This window comes from Aegicerativicinus sediminis (assembly GCF_015476115.1).
GTDB classification, from domain to species: domain Bacteria; phylum Bacteroidota; class Bacteroidia; order Flavobacteriales; family Flavobacteriaceae; genus Aegicerativicinus; species Aegicerativicinus sediminis.
Window position 1 is genome coordinate 2,969,926 of the sequence record NZ_CP064295.1, and the last position, 20,371, is coordinate 2,990,296.

20 protein-coding genes are annotated in these 20,371 nt (G+C 32.3%); all 20 read left to right on the plus strand.

The annotated features are described in order from the left end of the window. The first annotated feature begins 1 nt into the window (after position 1). The 20 genes from ISU00_RS12820 to ISU00_RS12915 all read left to right on the plus strand — a co-directional run bounded on the left by ISU00_RS12820 (position 2) and on the right by ISU00_RS12915 (position 20,362). The gene (locus tag ISU00_RS12820; protein ID WP_228851065.1) at positions 2–1,105 is read left to right on the plus strand and encodes a glycosyltransferase family 4 protein; all 1,104 of its coding nucleotides are present in this window, start codon (positions 2–4) and stop codon (positions 1,103–1,105) included. After that, positions 1,090–2,052 carry a glycosyltransferase family 2 protein gene (locus ISU00_RS12825; protein WP_228851066.1) on the plus strand — a complete coding sequence of 321 codons (963 nt, stop codon included), beginning with the start codon at positions 1,090–1,092 and terminating at the stop codon, positions 2,050–2,052. Before ISU00_RS12820 ends, ISU00_RS12825 begins: the two co-directional genes overlap by 16 nt. Before the next feature lie 2 nt (positions 2,053–2,054). Next, complete coding sequence (locus ISU00_RS12830; RefSeq protein WP_228851067.1) at positions 2,055–2,996, plus strand: glycosyltransferase family 2 protein; 942 nt, start codon at positions 2,055–2,057, stop codon at positions 2,994–2,996. A gap of 30 nt (positions 2,997–3,026) precedes the next feature. Then, on the plus strand, positions 3,027–4,103 hold the full coding sequence (locus ISU00_RS12835) for a glycosyltransferase family 4 protein (protein ID WP_228851068.1): 1,077 nt from the start codon (positions 3,027–3,029) through the stop codon (positions 4,101–4,103). A gap of 143 nt (positions 4,104–4,246) precedes the next feature. After that, the gene (locus tag ISU00_RS12840) at positions 4,247–4,915 is read left to right on the plus strand and encodes an acetyltransferase (RefSeq protein ID WP_228851069.1); all 669 of its coding nucleotides are present in this window, start codon (positions 4,247–4,249) and stop codon (positions 4,913–4,915) included. Then, positions 4,915–5,865, plus strand: a complete 951-nt coding sequence (locus tag ISU00_RS12845; protein ID WP_228851070.1) for a glycosyltransferase family 2 protein — start codon at positions 4,915–4,917, stop codon at positions 5,863–5,865. The genes ISU00_RS12840 and ISU00_RS12845 overlap by 1 nt, the downstream gene beginning before the upstream one ends. Before the next feature lie 2 nt (positions 5,866–5,867). Beyond that, positions 5,868–7,574 (plus strand): glycosyltransferase family 39 protein, encoded by a 1,707-nt coding sequence (locus ISU00_RS12850; protein WP_228851071.1) that lies wholly within the window; start codon positions 5,868–5,870, stop codon positions 7,572–7,574. A 232-nt stretch (positions 7,575–7,806) separates the two neighbouring features. Next, on the plus strand, positions 7,807–8,880 hold the full coding sequence (locus tag ISU00_RS12855) for a DegT/DnrJ/EryC1/StrS family aminotransferase (protein ID WP_228851072.1): 1,074 nt from the start codon (positions 7,807–7,809) through the stop codon (positions 8,878–8,880). Continuing rightward, on the plus strand, positions 8,877–9,566 hold the full coding sequence (locus ISU00_RS12860; protein WP_228851073.1) for a WbqC family protein: 690 nt from the start codon (positions 8,877–8,879) through the stop codon (positions 9,564–9,566). The genes ISU00_RS12855 and ISU00_RS12860 overlap by 4 nt, the downstream gene beginning before the upstream one ends. Then, entirely contained in the window at positions 9,563–9,970 is a 408-nt protein-coding gene (locus ISU00_RS12865; RefSeq protein ID WP_228851074.1) for a GNAT family N-acetyltransferase, read from the plus strand. The genes ISU00_RS12860 and ISU00_RS12865 overlap by 4 nt, the downstream gene beginning before the upstream one ends. A 33-nt stretch (positions 9,971–10,003) precedes the next feature. Beyond that, positions 10,004–11,233, plus strand: coding sequence for a TDP-N-acetylfucosamine:lipid II N-acetylfucosaminyltransferase (locus tag ISU00_RS12870; RefSeq protein ID WP_228851075.1), 1,230 nt, complete (start codon positions 10,004–10,006; stop codon positions 11,231–11,233). Continuing rightward, complete coding sequence (locus tag ISU00_RS12875; protein WP_228851076.1) at positions 11,233–12,000, plus strand: glycosyltransferase domain-containing protein; 768 nt, start codon at positions 11,233–11,235, stop codon at positions 11,998–12,000. The genes ISU00_RS12870 and ISU00_RS12875 overlap by 1 nt, the downstream gene beginning before the upstream one ends. Further along, the gene (locus ISU00_RS12880) at positions 11,987–12,646 is read left to right on the plus strand and encodes a class I SAM-dependent methyltransferase (protein WP_228851077.1); all 660 of its coding nucleotides are present in this window, start codon (positions 11,987–11,989) and stop codon (positions 12,644–12,646) included. The genes ISU00_RS12875 and ISU00_RS12880 overlap by 14 nt, the downstream gene beginning before the upstream one ends. Then, on the plus strand, positions 12,636–13,562 hold the full coding sequence (locus tag ISU00_RS12885; RefSeq protein WP_228851078.1) for a glycosyltransferase family 2 protein: 927 nt from the start codon (positions 12,636–12,638) through the stop codon (positions 13,560–13,562). The genes ISU00_RS12880 and ISU00_RS12885 overlap by 11 nt, the downstream gene beginning before the upstream one ends. Next, positions 13,559–14,494, plus strand: a complete 936-nt coding sequence (locus ISU00_RS12890) for a glycosyltransferase family A protein (protein ID WP_228851079.1) — start codon at positions 13,559–13,561, stop codon at positions 14,492–14,494. Before ISU00_RS12885 ends, ISU00_RS12890 begins: the two co-directional genes overlap by 4 nt. Before the next feature lie 10 nt (positions 14,495–14,504). Next, positions 14,505–15,887, plus strand: coding sequence for an asparagine synthase-related protein (locus ISU00_RS12895; protein ID WP_228851080.1), 1,383 nt, complete (start codon positions 14,505–14,507; stop codon positions 15,885–15,887). A gap of 120 nt (positions 15,888–16,007) precedes the next feature. Next, positions 16,008–16,784, plus strand: coding sequence for a class I SAM-dependent methyltransferase (locus tag ISU00_RS12900; RefSeq protein ID WP_228851081.1), 777 nt, complete (start codon positions 16,008–16,010; stop codon positions 16,782–16,784). Positions 16,785–16,897: 113 nt separating this feature from the next. Beyond that, positions 16,898–18,007: a glycosyltransferase gene (locus tag ISU00_RS12905; RefSeq protein WP_228851082.1), complete on the plus strand. Its 1,110-nt coding sequence runs from the start codon at positions 16,898–16,900 to the stop codon at positions 18,005–18,007. Between the two features lie 8 nt (positions 18,008–18,015). Next, positions 18,016–19,191, plus strand: a complete 1,176-nt coding sequence (locus ISU00_RS12910) for a glycosyltransferase family 4 protein (protein WP_228851083.1) — start codon at positions 18,016–18,018, stop codon at positions 19,189–19,191. After that, positions 19,181–20,362 carry a glycosyltransferase family 4 protein gene (locus tag ISU00_RS12915; protein ID WP_228851084.1) on the plus strand — a complete coding sequence of 394 codons (1,182 nt, stop codon included), beginning with the start codon at positions 19,181–19,183 and terminating at the stop codon, positions 20,360–20,362. Before ISU00_RS12910 ends, ISU00_RS12915 begins: the two co-directional genes overlap by 11 nt. Positions 20,363–20,371: the final 9 nt, after the last annotated feature.

Below are 20,371 nucleotides of genomic sequence, written 5' to 3' on the forward strand. Positions count from 1 at the left end.
TATGAATATTGCAATTTTTTCGCCTAACAAAGATGCTTATTCAGAAACTTTTATTAAAGCGCATATAGACCATCTTAAAGATGATGTTTATCACTATTATGGTAAAAACGGCAAAATTAAGTTGGCTAATCACCAAATGGTTTCCAAACCAGTTGCATTTATTTTAAGGGTTTGGAGGAAGTTACGTAACAAAAGCTACACTGAATTAAACAATCATAAGGTGTATCAATCATTAACACATCACAATATTGATGTGTTATTAATTGAATATGGGAGTCACGCCTTTAAATTATTACCATTTTTAAATAAGGTAAAAATTCCTTGGGTAGTCCATTTTCATGGGTACGATGCATATGTTAATTCAGTTATAAAAGATGCCAATAACTATGCGGAAGTTTTTAAGTCTGCTACTAAGATAATTGCGGTATCCCAAGACATGATGCAAAAGATAATATCCCTTGGATGCCCAAAGGATAAAATGGTTTACAATCCATACGGTCCAAATCCGAGATTCAGTAGTGTTGAAGCAAACTTTAAAAGTCAACAATTATTTGCTTTAGGTCGATTTACAGAAAAAAAAGCACCACAATTAACCATACAAGCGTTCGCAAATGTTGTGGCAAAATACCCTAATGCTACATTATTTATGGGTGGTAAAGGGAAATTACTGAAATCTTGTAAAGATTTGGTGAAAAAATTAGAAATTGAAGAAAATGTTGAATTTTTAGGTCAACTAGGACCTGCGGAAATCGAACATTACTTTGCTAACTCAATTGCTTTTGTACAACATTCAGTAACCGCAGAGAATGGGGATAAAGAAGGTACACCTGTCGCCATATTAGAGGCCTCCTCGGCTGGTTTACCAATAATTGCTACACGTCATGCAGGAATTAAGGACACCGTAATAGAGGGTAAAACGGGCTTATTGTGCGATGAGAGAGACATTACTGCCATGGCCAAAAACATAGAACAGATTATAGGAAATCCTGAATTCGCCAAGGAAACGGGGAGAGAAGGAAGACGGTTCATTCAACAAAATTTTAGTTTAGAAAAACATATTTCTACCTTGCAGGACATCTTGGCTACAGCATGCAAAACCCCTTAGTTTCCATAATCATACCCACCTATAATAGAGCGCATATAATAGGCGAAACTTTAGATAGTGTTTTAGCACAGACTTACACCAACTGGGAGTGTATAGTTGTGGATGATGGCAGTATGGATAATACTGAAAGTGTTGTACAAGAATATGTGGAAAAGGATGGTGGTTTCCAGTACCATAAGCGTCCTCAACATTATATGCCAGGAGGGAATGGTGCAAGAAATTATGGTTTTGATATAAGTAAGGGGAAGTATGTTCAGTGGTTCGACGATGATGATATAATGCTACCTGAATTTATTCAGACCAAAATGGGTACCATTAATGCTAGTTTGGATTTGGTAATCTGTTCAGGATACAACGTTGATTCCAAATTATCTTATCCTGAAGTAATTGATTTATCAATCAAGGAATATTTATTTAAAGATTATGTTCTTTGGAAAGCACAGATTTTAACACCTTCAATTTTGTTTAAAAAGGAGTTTTTATTGGGTAAAGATTTGTTTTCTAAAAAAATTTATAGGGGGCAAGAAAGTGAGTTTTTCTCTAGGTTATTTTTTAACCTTAAACCAAATCAATATGTCATTATTAATAAACCATTATTTTTATATAGACAACATAATAAAACTAAAACTCATTTAAACAGACAATATGTTGCAAAATTCAAGTCTTCCCAGAGTATAGTTGCTTATGAAAATTTAAAGCGCAGCATAAATTTGAACGATAGAGAATTAATAAATTACTGCTGCCAAATTCTATTTATTTATTTTTTTTCTGCATTAGACCATAAGGATATCAAAACTTCAAAATTTATTTATAAATCCCTATATCCTATTTTAAAAAAGAGGCACTTGAATATATATTTTGAATTTAGGGTTATTGGATTTGTATTGTTATTACTAAAAAAAGGTAGCTATGGATTAAGGCAAAGATGGAAAGCAGTTAATTTATAAAAATGTTACCGAAAGTTTCAATAATTATACCTACATATAACAGGGGATCGATAATAGGGGAGACTCTAGACTCTATTTTGGTCCAAACCTATATGCATTGGGAATGTATCGTGGTTGATGATGGTAGTACGGATGATACTAAGGATGTCCTAAAAACTTATATAGAAAGAGATAGTCGATTTAAATATGTCATTAGACCAGACTATATGCCCAAAGGACCAAGTGCTTGTAGAAATTTAGGTTTTAAAAAAAGCAATGGTATCTATATAAATTTTTTTGATAGTGATGATTTGTTGGAGTCAAATGCCTACGAGAAGGCAATAAAAGAGTTTGACAGAGATACAGATGCTGTAATTATGAATTCAGCCTTAACGGAAATGGATTCAGGTCAATTTATCAGAAAAAACAATGTTTATTCTTCAAATCTGTTAACTGACTATTTTGTTGGGAATATAACTTTTTTTGTTGGTGGCCCTGTTTGGAAACGTTCATTTTTAGATAAACAAGTAATGTTATTTGATGAGTCTATTCGAAATATAGATGATTGGGATTTTAATTTAAGGATGTTGTACGAAAAACCTAACCTAAAATTTTTGCTCAATGTTTCTATTTATTACCGGATCCATAAAAATTCATTATCCAAAGAAGTTTGGAAATTGAACAGGAAAGAAATTGTTTCAGAATTCAGAACCAGAGACAAGCATCTTAAATTGGTAAAGGGAAAAGAAAATGTAGATTATCCTTTGATAAAGGATTTTATCTTAAAACGTTATAGACGTTATTTAATAAGGTCAATGAAGAAAAATCCTAGTTTGACCCCTTTATTGATAAGGAAATTGATAAGACAAGCACTGCATTTTGGTGATATCATTACTGCGTTAAAAAGTACTTTAGGATTTTTACTATATAAACTATCGGGTAAGGGCTATGCTTTTTTTAAGTAATAGAAAAATTAGAATAATTAAATTTAAAGAATGAAGATTTTATATGCTTATGATAAAATGCCTACAACTTACCAAGCTTATCTATTACAGCTTTTAGAGGTGCTGAAAAGAGATGTAGATGTAGAGGTGTTGTCTTATAACAGCGATGCAAATGTAGAGCATACCGTAACATCTTCTGATCTTAGCTTTAGATTGCATCGATTGGCTTATAGGGCCAAGCTTTCCAAATTCCCCTATTTAGATATTAAAATAATGAGCGAATATGATATCGTTCATTTACAGCATAGTTATTTATTTCCTAAGATAGAACCATTTATAAACAGCAATATTAAAAGACCAAAAATTGTTATCACATTAAGAGGAGGAGATACCTATATCAGGCCTTGGCTTTATAAAAACTGGGAATTTTTTTTTAAATCCCAATCTCATTGTATAGACGCTTTTATAACGGTTAGCGAACACCAAAAAAACTATTTACAACGTTGGGGCGTACCTGAGTATAAAATTCATGTCATCCCGGTTTCTATAGGTCCCAAAACTTTTGCCTTACCCAAATATCCTTCACAGGGAACCATTAAAATTGTATCGGCTCATCGAATGTGCTGGGAAAAAAATATAGAAGGTAATTTAAGGACTATCAAGATTTTGAAGGAACGAGGAATGGAAATTCACTACGATATTTTTGGGGATGGAAGGGATAAAGATCAGTTATATTTTTTAGTGGATAAATATGATTTGGGGAAAGAGGTCAATATTTTTGGAAAAATTGAAAATAGAGCGTTTAAAAATAGACTGGCCAAGTATGATATTTTTTTACAACTAAGTCATTCCGAAGCTTTTGGCGCTTCAGTTATAGAAGCGCAATCCATGGGCGTTCCAGCAATTATTTCAAACGCTGGCGGTTTGCCAGAAACAATTTTGGAAAATGTCAGTGGTTATTGTGTCGATTCTTACAGGCCCGAACAGGCGGCTGAACACATTATAGACCTGGTAACCAATAAAGAAAAATTCCTTTCATTTTCAAAAGCTGCCATAGAACATAGTAATGCAAATTTCACCACAGCCCAAGAAGCTAAAAGGTTAATTAATCTTTATAAAAGTTTATAAAATCGAAGAAATTAAATTTTGAGATTTGATAATTTAGGCAATGATTAAAAAATATCATTTTTATTCTTTTATAGTTGTTTAAAAACATTGAAACCAAGGTGCATAATATTGGTATTATTTAAATTGAAAGTATCATTACATAAATGAAGTCCGAGAAAATAATAATTTTTGGTTCGTCTGGGCATGCAAAAAGCATCGCTGAAACATTGGAAAAACTTGGTTTTGACATTATTGGTTTTATTGACTCTTACTTGCCAAAAGGGAAGAATGTGTTAGGCTATAAAACAATTGGTAACGAGAACGAATTGATTGATTGTCAGATTAAATACGGTACCAATAACATTGTTGTTGGAGTAGGTGATATTCAAGGAAGAAAGGAAGTTGTTGAAAAAATTAGAAAACTGAATCCCGATATAGTTTTCCCCCCTGTCATATCCCCTGAAGCCAAAGTTTCAAAATATGCAAGAATTGGAGAAGGCACAGTTATTTTGTGCAATTCTTTCGTTAACGTCGAATGTGTTATTGGAAAATTTTGCATTGTAAATACTGCAAGTATTATTGAACATAACACAGTCATTTCTGATTTTTGCACGATTTCTCCGGCTGTAAATATTGGAGGTGATGTTAAAATTGATGAATTTACGTTTATTGGGTCATCTGCAACAATAATTCAAAAACGAAAAATAGGTAAGTGTGTTGTGGTAGGGGCAGGTGCGATCGTTACAAGAAATATTCCAGATAAGGTGTTGGCAGTAGGAATTCCCGCAATTGTAAAACAAGAAAATTACTCGAATAATCAAATATTTCGCTGATGAAAAAAATAGATATCTCAATAATTATTCCTGTTTTTTTTAATGAAGGGAGCATACGATCAACTTATGACGTACTTAAAAATGAGGTGTTTATAAAATTTCCACAATTAATCTTTGAAATAATATTTATTGATGATGGCTCAGGGGACAATTCATTCAAAGAAATGTGTGAAGTTAAAAGTATGGATAGTAGTGTACAACTAATCCGATTTACACGGAACTTTGGACAGGTTTCAGCATTTTATGCAGGATATGAAAAAGCGAAAGGTGAAGCGTGCTTAAATATTGCTGCAGATCTTCAAGACCCGACCGATTTAATAATAAATATTGTCAATAGTTACATCAACAGAGAGGCGCAAATTATTGCAGGAAAACGTATTGATCGAGACGAAAGTTTTTACAGAAAAAAAACGTCTCAAATGTTTTATTTCTTTATGCAAAAGTTGAGTTTTCCAAAAATGCCCAAAGGCGGTTTTGATGTTGTCTTGATTGATCAAGTTGTTAAAAAGTTTCTTCTTGACTCTAACGATGTGAATCCATTTTGGCAAGGACAAATATTGTGGCCCGGTTATAGCATTAAGTTTATTCCTTATCAAAGAAAAAAACGGGAAATTGGGTCATCCAAATGGTCCTTTAGCAAGAAGGTAAAATACTTATTAGATGGTATACTAAACTATTCTTATACCCCATTAAGATTTATATCCATTATAGGAATTCTAACATTTATGTTGGGTATTCTTTATGCTATTATTATAACTATTGCCTACTTTTTCGGCAATACTCCTTTTCAAGGTTGGGCTCCATTGATGATAATCGTTCTATTATTCTCAGGGCTACAGTTATTAATGCTCGGAGTTATTGGAGAGTATTTATGGAGGGCCTTAGAACAAGTAAAAAATAGGCCAAAATTTATTATCAAAGATGAGTTAACAAAAAAGGAAACAAGATAAGAATGAGATTGTGTGTACCAACGACTCTTCAAAAGAAAATACTCTATCTTGTTATCTTTTTATATCCTGTGTTATTCATATTTCAAGGAGGAGATTTAACCGATGTTGGATTTTTCGCCATGACGTATCAAAATTTTTTTTATGAATTACAGTTGGGTAATACCAATAGCATTTCCATTCTAAGTGATTTTATCGGTGCATCTTGGCTTACTTTATTTCCAAATCTGGGAATAATTGGCTTAAAATTTCTATCTCTAATATTTTTTTATTTTTCTGTTGGCCTAATCTATCTGATACTTAAAAATTTAACAGAAAAGCGATTACTGTTGTGGTTGGGGATATTTTGCGGAATTGTATTTGCCACACGAAATAGTTCTTTTGAATTTGGTAGGGATGAAGCTTCGTGGCTTTTTCTGATTCTTACAAGTTTTGTTGCGATCAAGGGGTTAACTTCAAGAAGAAAAATTTTCTTTTACTATTCTGGAATATTATTTGTTTTGGCTTGTCTTAGTAGATTTCCGAATATTGGTTTTATCCTATTATTCCCTTTTGCTTTAATATATTTTCAAGTCGGTAAGTGGAAGTCATTTTCTATCAAATATTTGTGGCTTCCTTTCAAACAATACGTATTATTTCTTTTAGGAACGATTACCGCGCTTATGGTAGTTTTATTAATTTTCAAATCCCTTAATATCTATCATATATTTTTAAAAAATTTAGATGTAATTAGAAACTCAGCGGATAATGCATCGGTCTCTAGTTACTCAATGGCGCATCTAATCCAGAGCTATCTCCGTGAAAGCTTTGTTTTTTTACCCCACCTTTTATCTGTCGTGTTCTTAATTCTTACCACATCATTAATTTATAAATATTCAACAAAAAAAGGAAATTATTTAGGCCTAGTTGTATTTGTAATATTGTTGTTTTGCTCAGGCCTTTTTATTTTTCTAGATTTTTCTTCTCGTAACAATATTAAATATTTAGTCCCTGCCTTTTGCGCATTTCCATTAACAATCTCAATAATAAGAAGGGATAAATTTAGCCCAATAGTTGTGATTTTCTCTTTATTGGCCCTAACCCAGGTAGTTGGATCTAATACAGGATTATTTTACAAACTTTCAAAAGGATTTATGGTACTATTACCATTATCAATACTAATCCTTTCTGAAACGAAAAAAATAGAACTCAAAAACCTATGCATACTAACAAAACCTGTATTAATTATTGGGGTCCTCTATATATTTTTTTTTAGTATTGTAACCCGTTTAGGAAGTATTTATCATGTTGATACAGGCATAACATCAAGGTTTCGATGTATATATCCTGTGGAACATAAAAAAATGATAGGAATTCTGACTACAAAGGAGAATGCCTCACACATAAAACAATTAAGTAATGCAATAGAAAACAATATTTCTGAAGGTGAAAACCTTTTTATTTATGGCCACCAACCAATGTTCTATTATTTAACAAAAACAGCTCCTCCGATTAAAAAATTCTGGTTAACAAATAATTACATCCAAATTGATGAGCTTTTTAATTCTTTGGAGAAAAGTATAAATTCAACAAAGAAATATCCTATGATTGTTGATACAAAACAAAATATAATGGGAAATGAAGGACAAAGAAGGTTCGAGCAGTTTTTGAAAGAATATGGATATAAGCAGATAGAGAATAGAAGAAATTTTGATATTTGGAAGAAGTTCTAAAATCCTGTAGCATTTTCAATAATTTTAACTTTATAAATGGACTAGAGCATTGTACAAATTTAATCTTAGTTTTATTGTTGTAACGTTAGAAGTTTAATTATTTCTGGTTCAAAAATCTAAAAATAGAAAAGCAAAATATTTGCTTATGCTGTTTTTCTAACCTAAGTAAGGAAAAATGAGGCTTAATCTGCTCTATCTTATATAATCCATTTGAATTAAGCACAATAATTATATGATTCACGTAACCAAAACCTTTTTACCTCCACAAGAAATTTATCAAAGCATCCTTAAACGTGCTTGGGATAACAATTGGATTACTAATAGGGGAGAATTGGTTCTGGAACTTGAGGATAAGTTAAAGACCTATTTAAAGGTTCCAAATATGATTGCTGCCACCAATGGAACCTTACCATTGCAGATTGCAATAAAAGCATTGAATTTAACTGGAGAGATCATTACCACCTCCTTTAGTTATGTGGCCACTACCTCTAGTATAGTCTGGGAAGGCTGCAAACCCATATTTGTTGATATACATCCAGAATATTTAACCATTGATGAAACAAAAATAGAGGCAGCAATAACCCCAAAGACATCTGCTATATTGGCAACACATGTATTTGGTAACCCATGTCATGTGGAGGCAATCGAGGCTATAGCTAGAAAACATAATTTAAAAGTCATCTACGATGCTGCCCATTGTTTTGGAGTAAATTATAAGGGCGAAAGCATCTTTAATTACGGAGATATAAGCAGCTGTAGTTTTCATGCAACTAAAATCTTCCATACTGGGGAAGGGGGTGCTCTGTTTTGTAAGCAACAAGATCTATATAATACGCTATTTTATCATCATAATTTCGGACATAAGGGACATGAGGATTTTCAGGGCTTAGGAATAAACGCCAAAATGAGCGAATTACAAGCTGCTATGGGCTTGGCAGTTTTTCCTTTTATGCCGCAAATTATGGAATGGCGAAGAAGGGTGGTTCAAGTTTACGAAAACGAACTGAATTTTACAAAGTTGACATTTTTAAAGATTAGGGAACATACAGTTTGGAATTATAGTTATTATCCCATTGTTTTTGAATCTGAGCATACATTAAAGAAAGCCATGAAAAGATTACAAGAAAACGATATTTACCCAAGACGTTACTTTTATCCCGCCCTTCACAATTTACCTTATTTAAATACCCCTGAAATGCCCATTTCTGAATTAGTAGCACGGCGTATACTCTGTTTGCCGCTGTCTCATGACCTATCAGATAAAGACACGAAGAAAATCTGTAAACTTGTTAATGCTGTATTATGAAAGTTGCTTTAATGCAGCCTTATTTCTTTCCTTACCTTGGGTATTTTCAATTGATCCATGCTGTTGATGTGTTTGTGGTGTATGACGATGTTAATTTTAAAAAACAAAGTTGGATTACACGGAATAATATTTTAGTAAATGGTAGAGCATTGAGAATTAATTTAGTTGTTGAAGGGGCCAGTTCCTTCAAAAAAATATATGAGATAAATAGAAATGTTGATGGTATTAAATGGTTAAAAACAATTGAACAATCGTATACAAAGGCTCCTTATTTTGGATATGTATATCCATTGATTGAAAATATTGCGACCAATACCGAAAAAAGTTTATCCAAATTTCTTTTATTCTCATTGCAATTATTAACTGATTATTTAGATATAAAAACAATATTCAAATTGTCCTCGGAAGTAGAAAAGGATATTAATTTAAAGGGAGAAGACAAAGTGATAGCTATTTGTAAATCACTAAACGCTACAAATTATATTAATGCCATAGGAGGTCAAAATCTATACAATAAAGACGCTTTCACCAAAAATGATATTGACCTAAATTTTATCAAAACAAATCCAATCTCCTACAATCAGTTTGGCAATTCGTTTGTACCTGGGTTGTCCATAATAGATGTTTTGATGTTTAATAGTAAAGAAACAGTCATAGGACTATTAAACGACTATAAGTTGATATGAGGGATAAGTTGATTGAAATTCTTGTAAAACTAAATAAGGAATTAAATGGAAGCCTTTTGAAGTTAGATATACCAACTTATGTTGATAAAATCCATAAAGCAGCAACCATTCGCTCCATATACAAGGATGGTGAATTAAAGGCCTTTATTGCCTATTATGACAATGATGAAAATTCTCAAAAAGCATACCTTACCATGCTAGCTGTTTCAAAGGATTGTTGGCACTTAGGATATGGAAAATTACTTTTGGAACAATCGATAAAAGAATTAAGGGAAAAAGGATTTCAATTATATTCTCTTGAGGTGAATAAGGACAACTTAACTGCTATAGCTTTATATAAAAAATTTGGATTTAAGGTAGCACATGGCGAGGAGGGTAGGCTTAAGATGGAAAAAACTTTATAATTCATGATTAGATTTCATCAATATTAGGGATAAATGAGACCCAAATACAAAATACTGCACCTTTGTAATGATGAAAAATTCATTGATCCAGTCATTAGTTCCTTTGAAGAGGTCTATCCTGGTAGATCTATTTACTATATTTTGCAAACAACGGAAGCACCTTTTAAGTATGTTACTTCCAGTAAAGCTGAGAGATTTTTAATTCAAACTGCTGGTGATGAACAACGAATTAGTGAGGTACTGCAAAAAAATAATATTAAGGTTATTTTTTTACATGCTTTGGACCAAAATAAGCAACGTATTGTAAATAGTCTTGATATAGATGTTTTAAAAGTTTGGTTTATTTGGGGCTCTGATTTGTATTGGAACTGGAAATTATTAAAACAACAAATGTTTGAAAGAGACACATTCTCTTTTTTGTATGGTAAAGATTATAGAAAATCATTAAGGAGGCGACTTACGTTTAATAATTCCACCCTATGGTTCTACAACAAGTATAGAAGTATTCATTTTTGGCTACCAAAAGCGCTTATAAAAAAACTTGAAAATAATTTTTTAACGGAATTTTACAAATCAGTACATAAAATTGATGTAGTTGTTCCAATAGTCCCCATGGAATTCAATTACGTAAGTAGGATAAATCCAAAATTAGTGGAAGCTTCTTTTGCATATGGTAATATTGAAGACTTAGCTGCTGGAATTACATTGAATAATGATGAAAGATCAAAACATATTTTAATAGGCAATTCAGCATCTCCTACAAATAATCATGTGGACGCCTTTAAATTGGTGGAACAATGCAAAAAGCAGGGTCAAAAGGTTATTGTACCCTTAAGTTATGGTGGCAAGAAAAACTATGTTGATTTTGTCATTAAAAAAGGCAAGCAGTATTTTGGTGAAGATTTTATGCCTATTTTGAATTTTATGCCATTACAAGAATACAATAAACTTATTTCAAATTGTGGTTTTGCGGTTTTTTATCATCGGAGGCAACAGGCATTGGGAAATATCAACACGATGCTTTATATAGGGGCTAAAGTTTTTTTAAATGGTGAAAGTCCCATATTTAAATATTTTAATAAGGTAGAAATTAAGGTTTTTAATTTGGGTAAGATTGATTCAGCCAGTTTTCAAACATATTTAAGCCCAAATGGCATTGAATATAATAGAACAATTTTATTTCGTTTATATTCAAAGGAAGCCGCAAGGGTAAAAGTAAGTGAGCTACTTTCTATAGTAAATGCTAAATTGAATGATCATTAATGTCGGTTAGTGTTGTTGTCTATACGGCAATTTTTGGAGGGAAGGACCAGATAAAGGAACCTCTCAATTTTGAGGAGGTTGGCTTGATTGATTATTTTTTAATAACAGATGATACAGCCGCCACATCTAGTTGTTACAAAATAATTCATAAGGATCCTATTTATGAAGATATCACCAAAAATGCCAGATATTATAAGATTTTTGGGTTGGAAGAATTTAAGAATTATGATGTTATAATTTGGCATGATGCCAATCTTCAGATAATTCATAATAAAATTTTGGAAATTCTTCGTTTTATGAATCCGAATGGTATCGCTGTTTTTAAACACTCTCAAAGAAATTGTATCTATGCAGAAGCAATCAAATGTATCCAATTAGAGAAAGATTATCCTAATATAATTTTAAGGCAAGTCCTAAGGTATTTTATAGAGGGCGTTAATCCTGAATCTGGGCTATATGATACCTCTTTTGTTGTAAAACAGAACAGAATACTATCGAATGATTTTTTAAAGTTTTGGTGGAAAGAGATTAAAACTAGATCTAGACGTGATCAACTCTCATTGCCCTATGCTTTAAAAATGTTTAAAATTGAACCAGGAATTCTTCAAGGATGTAGAGACAATAACGATTATTCTATATTTTTTAAACACTCCCATTCAAGCTATAACTTTTTATCCTTAAATAAACCTAAGCCATTTAAAAAATGGAATAAAATTATTGCCATTAAATTAATAGTATGGTTAAAGAAAATAAATGGTGTTCAATAAATCATATATAGGGCTAAGAACTGATCTCTTGGAATTGATTGAAGGCGAAACTAATTTGATTTTAGATGTTGGGTGCGCTACTGGTGTTAATGGTGCTTATTTATTGGAAAATGATTTAGCCTCGGTTGTATATGGTGTAGAGTTTGATCCTGATATGGCAAAAGAAGCTGAGATGTGTAATACAAAAGTATTCTGCGGAGATTTGAACTCTGAAGTTTTTAGAAAGTCTATTATTAATGATTCTCCCTTATTTGATTATATCATTTTTGGTGATGTATTGGAGCATTTATTAAACCCAAAAGACGTTCTTATTGATATGAAATCAAGGTTGAAGGAAAATGGTAGAATCATAATTTCGGTCCCTAATATTGCCCATTTAGAATTATTTATTCAAGTGTATCTTAAAGGGACTTTTCCAAAAAACCCACGAGGGATTTTTGATAAAACACATTTGCACTGGTTTACACGAAAGGACCTTTTTAGGTTAATTGGAGATTCTAAATTAAAACTATTAACCTATAAAAGAAAATATAGGTCTCGTGATGCCATCGGATCAAAATTTGATTGGAAATATAAGCTGTTGCGAAAAATAAATAAAGACTGGGTAACTTTTCAGCATATAGTAGTTTGTACACATGAAGACTGATCTATTTATTATCATAGTAACCTATAATGGTATTAAATGGCTTTCGAAATGTTTAAACAGTTGCGTGGCCCATAAGGTTATCGTAGTAGATAATAGTTCTAGTGACGGTACCTTGAACTTTATACAAGAAAACTTTCCTGAAATTACCATACTTCCTCAAAAAAGCAATCTAGGTTTCGGAGCTGCTAATAATATTGGTATTTCCCATGCTCTTAATAATGGGGCAGATTACGTCCTATTGCTAAATCAGGATGCCTATTTAAAGGATGATACTGTAGCAGAATTAATCAAGGCCCATAAAATGAATCCCAAATTTGGGATTCTAAGCCCAATTCATTTAAATGGAACAGGCGATAAATTAGATAAAAATTTTTCAAAATATCTTACCGGTCATGGTAAATTAAAAACAGATGAATTATCGCAGGTATTGTCACAGCCTATCCACGAGCTGTCTTTTATAAATGCAGCAGCCTGGCTTTTGCCTAGAAAAACCTTAGAAATCATAGGAGGTTTCGACCCCATTTTTTTTCATACCGGAGAAGATGTTAATTATTGTCAACGCGTATTATACCATAACTTAAAGATAGGTGTAGTACCTGAAGCTTACATTCTACATGATAGAGAGTTTAGGACAAAAAAGAAGCCTATGAAGAATAAAGAAAAGTTAGCCCATTTAGAACTTGCTTTAAAACAAAAGTGGGCAGATATTAATTTTGATATTGAAGAAAATCTTAGGAAAAAAAGAGAGTGGATTAGAGGTGATATCATAAAATCTATGCTTTCACTTAAGTTAAATGAAGGCCTTCATCAATTAAACAGATATCTACTTATAAACTCGGTTTTAAAGGAAGTTAGAAACAGCAGAAAGATAAATAAGGAAGTTGGATTACACTATTTAAGCACTAAAATAAGATGACTATAGGTATTAGTATAATCACTCCACATCATAACGATTTTAAGGGCTTAAAGCGGATCCATTCACTTTTTTTGAATCAAGATTCTAAAAATTGGGAATGGATAATTGTGGATGATTTTTCCAAACCCGAAATACGAGCTTCCATAAAATCCTTTTTTAATCAAAACCCTAAACCAAATATTAAAATTATTTTTAACGACTCCAAAACAAACGCATCCGTTTGTAGAAATATTGGAATAGAGTATTCCATTTCCAACCGTTTGGTGTTTTTAGATGCAGACGATAGCATTTCCGAAGATTTTGTTCGCAATAGATGCATTGAAGTTAATGAATTTGTCGTATTTAAAAACTTTATCATAGTGGATGTCAATGGGCAAGTGAAGTCTGCACCAATCGTGTCTTCAAATTATTTGGACTGTTTTTTAAGAGCCAAATTTATTTGGCAGACGTCCTGCATTGTATGGAATAAGGAATTCCTGATTAAAATTGGGAAATTTAATACAGAGTTGAAGCGGTTGCAAGATGTTGAATTGTCCATTAGAGCTTTAATTTTAGGAAGTAATTATCAAATTATGGATAACAAGGTTGATTTTTATTATCATGTGGCGCCAATAGATGTTTCAAAAAGACCGGTCAAAATCATTTGCGATGCGGTTAATTACCTCGTCAACTTAATGCAGAACAATTATCAATTCGATAAATACCAAAGAAAATTGGTGACCGGTTATTACTATTTATGTGTGCGTTATTTTAGCCGTTCAAAAAATAAATCGGATCTTGAGTTTGTGGAAAATAGCTTAAAAAGTTTTCATCAAAACAAGTTCATGTCCTTTTTGGGGTACATGAGAGCCTTAACTATTTTACGGTTATATAAACTCAATTTGATTTCAGGTGACTTGTTTCTGCGATTGAATAGATACTTTTACAAGTAGCATATTCTATATGATTACTTTAAAAACACCCATAATTCCAACAGAGACAACTATAGCAAAAGTTGAGGGAAATCATGATTTAGACCTTGAAGCCATTTGCCTATTTATAGCGTTTGGATTTTTTTTCGATACGGATACCTATTGGAAGGATGAAAAAGTATTATCGCCAGGTTCTATCCATACCTTAAATAAAATAAATCACATAGTTTCTTCAGAAAAATGGTTTAATTGGCATTACAGCCCAAGAGAACTTAAATTTAATGAAGCCCTTGAGGAATTTACCGAACTTTTTGAAAGGATTGTTTGGGAACAAACCGAAAATAAACGGGTCATTCTACCCATTTCTGGAGGTCTAGATAGCAGAACACTGGCCGTAGCTTTAAGAAATCATCCCAATGTTGCATCCTACAGTTACGAATTCCAAAACGGATATCCAGAAACCAAAATTGCCCGACAAATAGCGAAGGCCTGTCAATTTCCTTTCACATCCTTGACCGTCCCAAAAGGCTATTTATGGAATTGCATTGAAGAATTGGCCGAAATTAATCAATGTTATTCTGAATTTACCCATCCTCGGCAAATGGCGTTTATTAATGAATTTAAGGGCATGGGCAATCTATTTTCCTTAGGTCATATGGGTGATCTTATGTTCGATTCTTTTGGATTTCAACAATTATCCGTTGATAAGGAAGTTGAGGTTCTTACAAAGCTATTGTTAAAAAAAGGAGGGGCTGAATTGGCAAGTTCCTTATGGAAAATCTGGGGATTAAAAGGTGATTTTAAAGACTATTATTCTACTAGAATTAAATCTTTATTAGAGGAGATTGATATAAAAGAGACTAATCCAAAAATCAGGGCATTCAAAACCCATTATTATGTATCTAGGTGGTCATCCAATAATTTGTCGGTTTTTAAAAGCATACATCCAGTTTCCTTGCCCTATTTTGATGACAATATGTGTGAGTTTATATGCACGGTCCCAGAAAAATATTTGGCGAACAGGCAATTGCAAATTGCCTATATTAAACAAATCGCCCCCGATTTAGCCAAAATTACCTGGCAAGGGCAAAAACCCTTTAACTTAAATTCATACCACTTAAATAAGTCACCCTTCAATTTGCCATATAGAGCCTCAAATAAAATTAAAAGAATACTAAAAGAGAGTATAGGTAAACCTTATGTTTCCAGAAATTGGGAGTTGCAATTTTTGGGTAAAGAAAATGATACACACTTAAGGAAATGGTTATTTGAGTCTAATTTAAAGGGGTTGGTACCTATTAAGTTAATCGAACAATTTTATACGAATTTTAAACAAAAAGAAACTTTGGTCTATTCCCATCCTGTAAGTATGTTGTTGACCTTGGCTTTGTTCCAACAAAAAATTAATTATTGAAAAAGGGTCAATTGCATTCTTTAAGGCTTTAAAAATAGATCACAATAGAACGACACGAGATGGTTGCATTCAAGAGGCCTAAATATTATGCCACAAACAATTAACTAAGCATGTTCTAAAATGAAAGATTTAATAAAATCACTTCTGCCCACAATTGCAATAAAAAAATATCGGGCTTATAGGACCCCTAAAAAATATAGAGGTAGTGATGTAACTTGTCCGATCTGTAATTCATCATTTAAAAAATTTGCACCTTTTGGTTCTTCAAAAAGGGAAAACAGAAAATGCCATTATTGTGGATCTTTAGAAAGGCACCGATTAATATTTCTATATCTTAATGAAAAATTCAATTTCTTTAATAAAAACTCAAATGATAAAATACGATTATTACATTTTGCTCCAGAAAGAATGTTTTATAATATATTTTCTGAATACAATGGTATTGACTATTTCCCCTGTGATCTAATGCCTGAGCGAATGAAGTATAATGGGAAAACAAACATTACGAAGGCGGATATAACCGATATTCCTTTTCAAGATAATTCATTCAATTTCATAATATGTTCACATGTTTTGGAACATATACCCGATGACCATTTGGCAATGTCCGAATTATACCGGGTTTTATCAAAGAACGGTAATAGTATTCTGCAAGTTCCAATTGATAATAATCGAGAAAAAACTTACGAAGACCCCAATATTTCATCTCCTGAAGAACGAATGAAAGCATATGGACATCCCGACCATGTTAGATTTTATGGAAAAGATTATAAAACAAAATTAGAAAAATGTGGGTTCAAGGTGAATGAGGACAATTTTGTTTCTACCTTAAACAAGAATGATATAATTAAATATGGCTTAATAGAATCAGAATTAATTTATCATTGCAAAAAATAAAAATTGCCTTTATTGAATATTAAATGGGTAATTATGTCTCATAATTGAATGCTGGTGTTTAAACATTGCATGAATAGATTTAATAATTTTAATTATTAATTCAATTAATCGAAATGCCTCAAAAAAAAATCAAAATTTTATTTACCATACCTAATTTTGATTCGGCGGGAAGCGGTAAAGTGGTTTATGATCTAATTAAAAATTTAGATAGAACTATTTTTAAGCTCGAAATTTGCTGTTTCCATACTCGTGGAGCTTTTTTTAAGGAGATCGAAAAGTTGGATGTGAAGATTCATGTATTTCCCTTCGCTGTTAATTATCGTCCTTTAATTATATTTCCCTTAAGATTAATTAAGATTGTTCGATTTTTTAACATACATAAGTTTGATATAATCCATTCTTGGCATTGGAGTTCAAATTTCTCAGAACCCTTAGCGGCAAAATTAGCGGGTATTCCTTTTATATATACCAAAAAATCTATGGGCTGGGGAAATAAGGCTTGGAAATGGAAAAGTGATTTAAGTTCCAAGATTATTACTGTTAACTCCGATATGAAACGATTTTATTCGAGAAAGAATCTTAAAAAGATTAGGAATATACCCTTTGGTGTCGATACCAATTATTATAAGCCTTCAAAACAACTGCGTGATGCCTTATCCAAAGACTATAAAATAAAAGAGAACGATTTCGTTATTGTTTCTGTAGTTAACCTAATTCCAGTAAAGGGTGTTGAAATTTTAATTAAGGCTCTAATCGAACTAAAGGACCCTAAGATAAAACTTCTTATTGTAGGTAACGATAAAGGCAATTATGCTGATATGCTTAAAGAATTGGCCAAGGGTATAGAAGCTATTAAGTTTGTGGGTAAAGTAATAGATGTAAGACCGTACCACGCCATTGCCAATCTTTTTGTAATTCCTACTTTAGAGGTGGGTGAAGGCCTACCTGTTGCCCCATTGGAAGCTATGGCTTCGGGTAAGGTTGTAATTGGGTCTGATGTCAGTGGCATAAAAGATATCTTACAACCGTTTCCTAATTGTTTGTTTGAACCTAACAATGTTACAAGTTTAAAAGCATGTATTTTACACCACCTAACTATGGAATCCCAGGAACGAACTTCTTTGGCAACAAAAATGACAAACCGAGTTGAATCAGACTTTAGTATGGAATATTTTATAAAGAGCCATGCAGAACTTTATAGGGAAATTGGTTTTAAAAATTGATATTATTATTGGATAGGTTTACCAAAATAGCCATTTATTCAGGAGAAATTCCTAGTACAACCTTTATTGAAAGATTGATATTAGGACTGTCTCAGCGACAGTTTCAATTACATGTATTTGGTTTGGTTAAAACCTATCCTAAGAACAGTCCTAATGTAAAGGTAGTTGGGTATAGAAACAACAAATTTTCTAAGGGCCTTCATTTATTAAAATTTACCATATTACTAAGACTATTTCAACCTAAACATAAACAGAAATTAGATGCTTGGTTAAAATCCAAAAACCGCCATACAAAGCGGTATAAATTAAATTTTTACCCCGTACTATGGAATACCCCTCATATATTCCATATTCAATGGGCAAAGTCTTTAGAGGATTGGATGTGGCTAAAAGAATTTGGGGTTAAAATAGTTTTAAGTTTAAGAGGCGCCCATATTAATTATTCTCCCATTGCCGATTTACAACTTGCCGAGTCTTACAGGAGAAATTTTCCCAAAGTTGATGGCTTTCATGCAGTTTCAAATGCCATTGCAACAGAGGCGCTAAAATATGGGGCACACCCAAAAAACATAAAGGTGGTTTATAGTGGTATTGACATTAAACCCTCAAATACTTCGGTTCATGAAAAGAATAGATATTTTCAAGTTGTTTCGGTAGGACGTAATCATTGGAAAAAAGGCTATAATTATGCATTGGATGCTATTAAAATAGTAACCGAAACTTATCCAGATGTACACTATTCATTAATTGGATTATCCGATAATATTGAATATATATATCAAATAAAAGATTTGGGAATTGAAAAGAATGTTTCCATACTACCAATTTTATCCCAAATGGATGTTTTAGATCGGATGGCTCGGGCAGATTTAATGCTTTTATCCAGTGTGGAAGAAGGAATAGCCAATGTTGTTCTAGAGGCTATGGCCATGGGTACTCTCGTCTTATCCACTGACTGTGGAGGGATGTCTGAATTAATAAAAGATGGAGAGAATGGGTTTTTGGTGCCAATTAGATTTCCAGAACTTATGGCTCAAAAAATTCTTCATTGTATCTCATTTGAGAAAAATAAAAAGGCAGTTATTATTGACAATGCCAAGGTATCAATTAAACAAAATCATAATTTAGAGGGAATGGTTGATGGGATGATAGAATTATATAATCAAGTTTTAAATGAAGCTTAAAAGAATTGGTTTTGTGTTGTCTTTTCTGCCAGATTACTCTGAGACCTTCTTAAGCTCAAAAATAGAAGGTCTTGTTGAATATGGTCATTCAGTGGTGGTTTATACTGATTATATTCCTAAAAATATAGAACACAAAAATTTTTCTATTATTTCTGGTGCCGATTGGACAGTAAGTAATACTAAAAAGCTGTTTTTAACTGCTAAATATGTCTTTTTCAGTCTTTTTAAATCACCACGTAGATCGTATCAATTATATAAATTAAACAAAAAGGATGGGTTTGATTTTAGATCAAACATTATCAATGTTATTAAAAATCAAAATTTATTGAGGTTGGAGGTTGATTGGCTACATTTTGGTTTCGGTTCTCTTATAGAGGGTAGGGAAAATGTGGCTAAGGCAATAGGGGCCAAATGTGGACTAAGTTTTAGAGGCTACGATCTCTATCTGTCCCCATTGTTGAGACCAAATTGTTTCGATCTAGCCTTTTCTAAAGAAATAAAGTACCATGTGCTTTCCGAGCAAATGAAACTGCACTTATTAGAAAAGGGAATCAATGAAAAAAGGATTAGTGTGATACCACCAGCTATTGATTCTAATTATTTTAAGCCTTTAGAGGCCAGAATTAAAAATAAAACTAATCAATTTCTAACTGTAGCACGTCTGCATTGGAAAAAGGGCTTGGAATATACGTTAGAAGCCCTTTCCCTTTTGAAGGAAAGTGGTTTAGACTTTCAATATAAAATAATTGGAGAGGGAGATCAATACGAACGCCTGGTTTTTGCAGCTTACCAATTAGGCTTAAAAGATAAAATTGAGTTTTTAGGAAAATGCTCTAAGGAGGAAGTTAGGAATTATATGGCGCAAGCAGATATTTACCTTCAATACAGTATTCAAGAAGGTTTTTGTAATGCAGTGCTAGAAGCACAGGCTATGGAACTGTTATGTTTAGTATCTAATGCGGAAGGCTTGGAGGAAAATATAGTACACCAAAAAACTGGATGGGTTGTTCCTAAAAGAAAACCTGGCCTTCTTGCTGATCAGATTATACAAGTTTTGGGTTTAGATGAAAAATCCAAAACTATTATAAAGCGAAATGCCCGCAAAAGGGTTGTTGCTGATTTTAATTTAGAGTTTCAAAATCTTAAATTTTTAGAATTTTATGGTGAATAATTCTCTAGA

Excerpts from the sequence above, each read along its gene's own strand:
- ISU00_RS12820 (WP_228851065.1), top strand. The coding sequence starts at position 2 with ATGAATATTGCAATTTTTTCGCCTAACAAAGATGCTTATTCAGAAACT.
- ISU00_RS12825 (WP_228851066.1), top strand. The coding sequence starts at position 1,090 with ATGCAAAACCCCTTAGTTTCCATAATCATACCCACCTATAATAGAGCG.
- ISU00_RS12830 (WP_228851067.1), top strand. The coding sequence starts at position 2,055 with ATGTTACCGAAAGTTTCAATAATTATACCTACATATAACAGGGGATCG.
- ISU00_RS12835 (WP_228851068.1), top strand. The coding sequence starts at position 3,027 with ATGAAGATTTTATATGCTTATGATAAAATGCCTACAACTTACCAAGCT.
- ISU00_RS12840 (WP_228851069.1), top strand. The coding sequence starts at position 4,247 with ATGAAGTCCGAGAAAATAATAATTTTTGGTTCGTCTGGGCATGCAAAA.
- ISU00_RS12845 (WP_228851070.1), top strand. The coding sequence starts at position 4,915 with ATGAAAAAAATAGATATCTCAATAATTATTCCTGTTTTTTTTAATGAA.
- ISU00_RS12850 (WP_228851071.1), top strand. The coding sequence starts at position 5,868 with ATGAGATTGTGTGTACCAACGACTCTTCAAAAGAAAATACTCTATCTT.
- ISU00_RS12855 (WP_228851072.1), top strand. The coding sequence starts at position 7,807 with ATGATTCACGTAACCAAAACCTTTTTACCTCCACAAGAAATTTATCAA.
- ISU00_RS12860 (WP_228851073.1), top strand. The coding sequence starts at position 8,877 with ATGAAAGTTGCTTTAATGCAGCCTTATTTCTTTCCTTACCTTGGGTAT.
- ISU00_RS12865 (WP_228851074.1), top strand. The coding sequence starts at position 9,563 with ATGAGGGATAAGTTGATTGAAATTCTTGTAAAACTAAATAAGGAATTA.
- ISU00_RS12870 (WP_228851075.1), top strand. The coding sequence starts at position 10,004 with ATGAGACCCAAATACAAAATACTGCACCTTTGTAATGATGAAAAATTC.
- ISU00_RS12875 (WP_228851076.1), top strand. The coding sequence starts at position 11,233 with ATGTCGGTTAGTGTTGTTGTCTATACGGCAATTTTTGGAGGGAAGGAC.
- ISU00_RS12880 (WP_228851077.1), top strand. The coding sequence starts at position 11,987 with ATGGTGTTCAATAAATCATATATAGGGCTAAGAACTGATCTCTTGGAA.
- ISU00_RS12885 (WP_228851078.1), top strand. The coding sequence starts at position 12,636 with ATGAAGACTGATCTATTTATTATCATAGTAACCTATAATGGTATTAAA.
- ISU00_RS12890 (WP_228851079.1), top strand. The coding sequence starts at position 13,559 with ATGACTATAGGTATTAGTATAATCACTCCACATCATAACGATTTTAAG.
- ISU00_RS12895 (WP_228851080.1), top strand. The coding sequence starts at position 14,505 with ATGATTACTTTAAAAACACCCATAATTCCAACAGAGACAACTATAGCA.
- ISU00_RS12900 (WP_228851081.1), top strand. The coding sequence starts at position 16,008 with ATGAAAGATTTAATAAAATCACTTCTGCCCACAATTGCAATAAAAAAA.
- ISU00_RS12905 (WP_228851082.1), top strand. The coding sequence starts at position 16,898 with ATGCCTCAAAAAAAAATCAAAATTTTATTTACCATACCTAATTTTGAT.
- ISU00_RS12915 (WP_228851084.1), top strand. The coding sequence starts at position 19,181 with ATGAAGCTTAAAAGAATTGGTTTTGTGTTGTCTTTTCTGCCAGATTAC.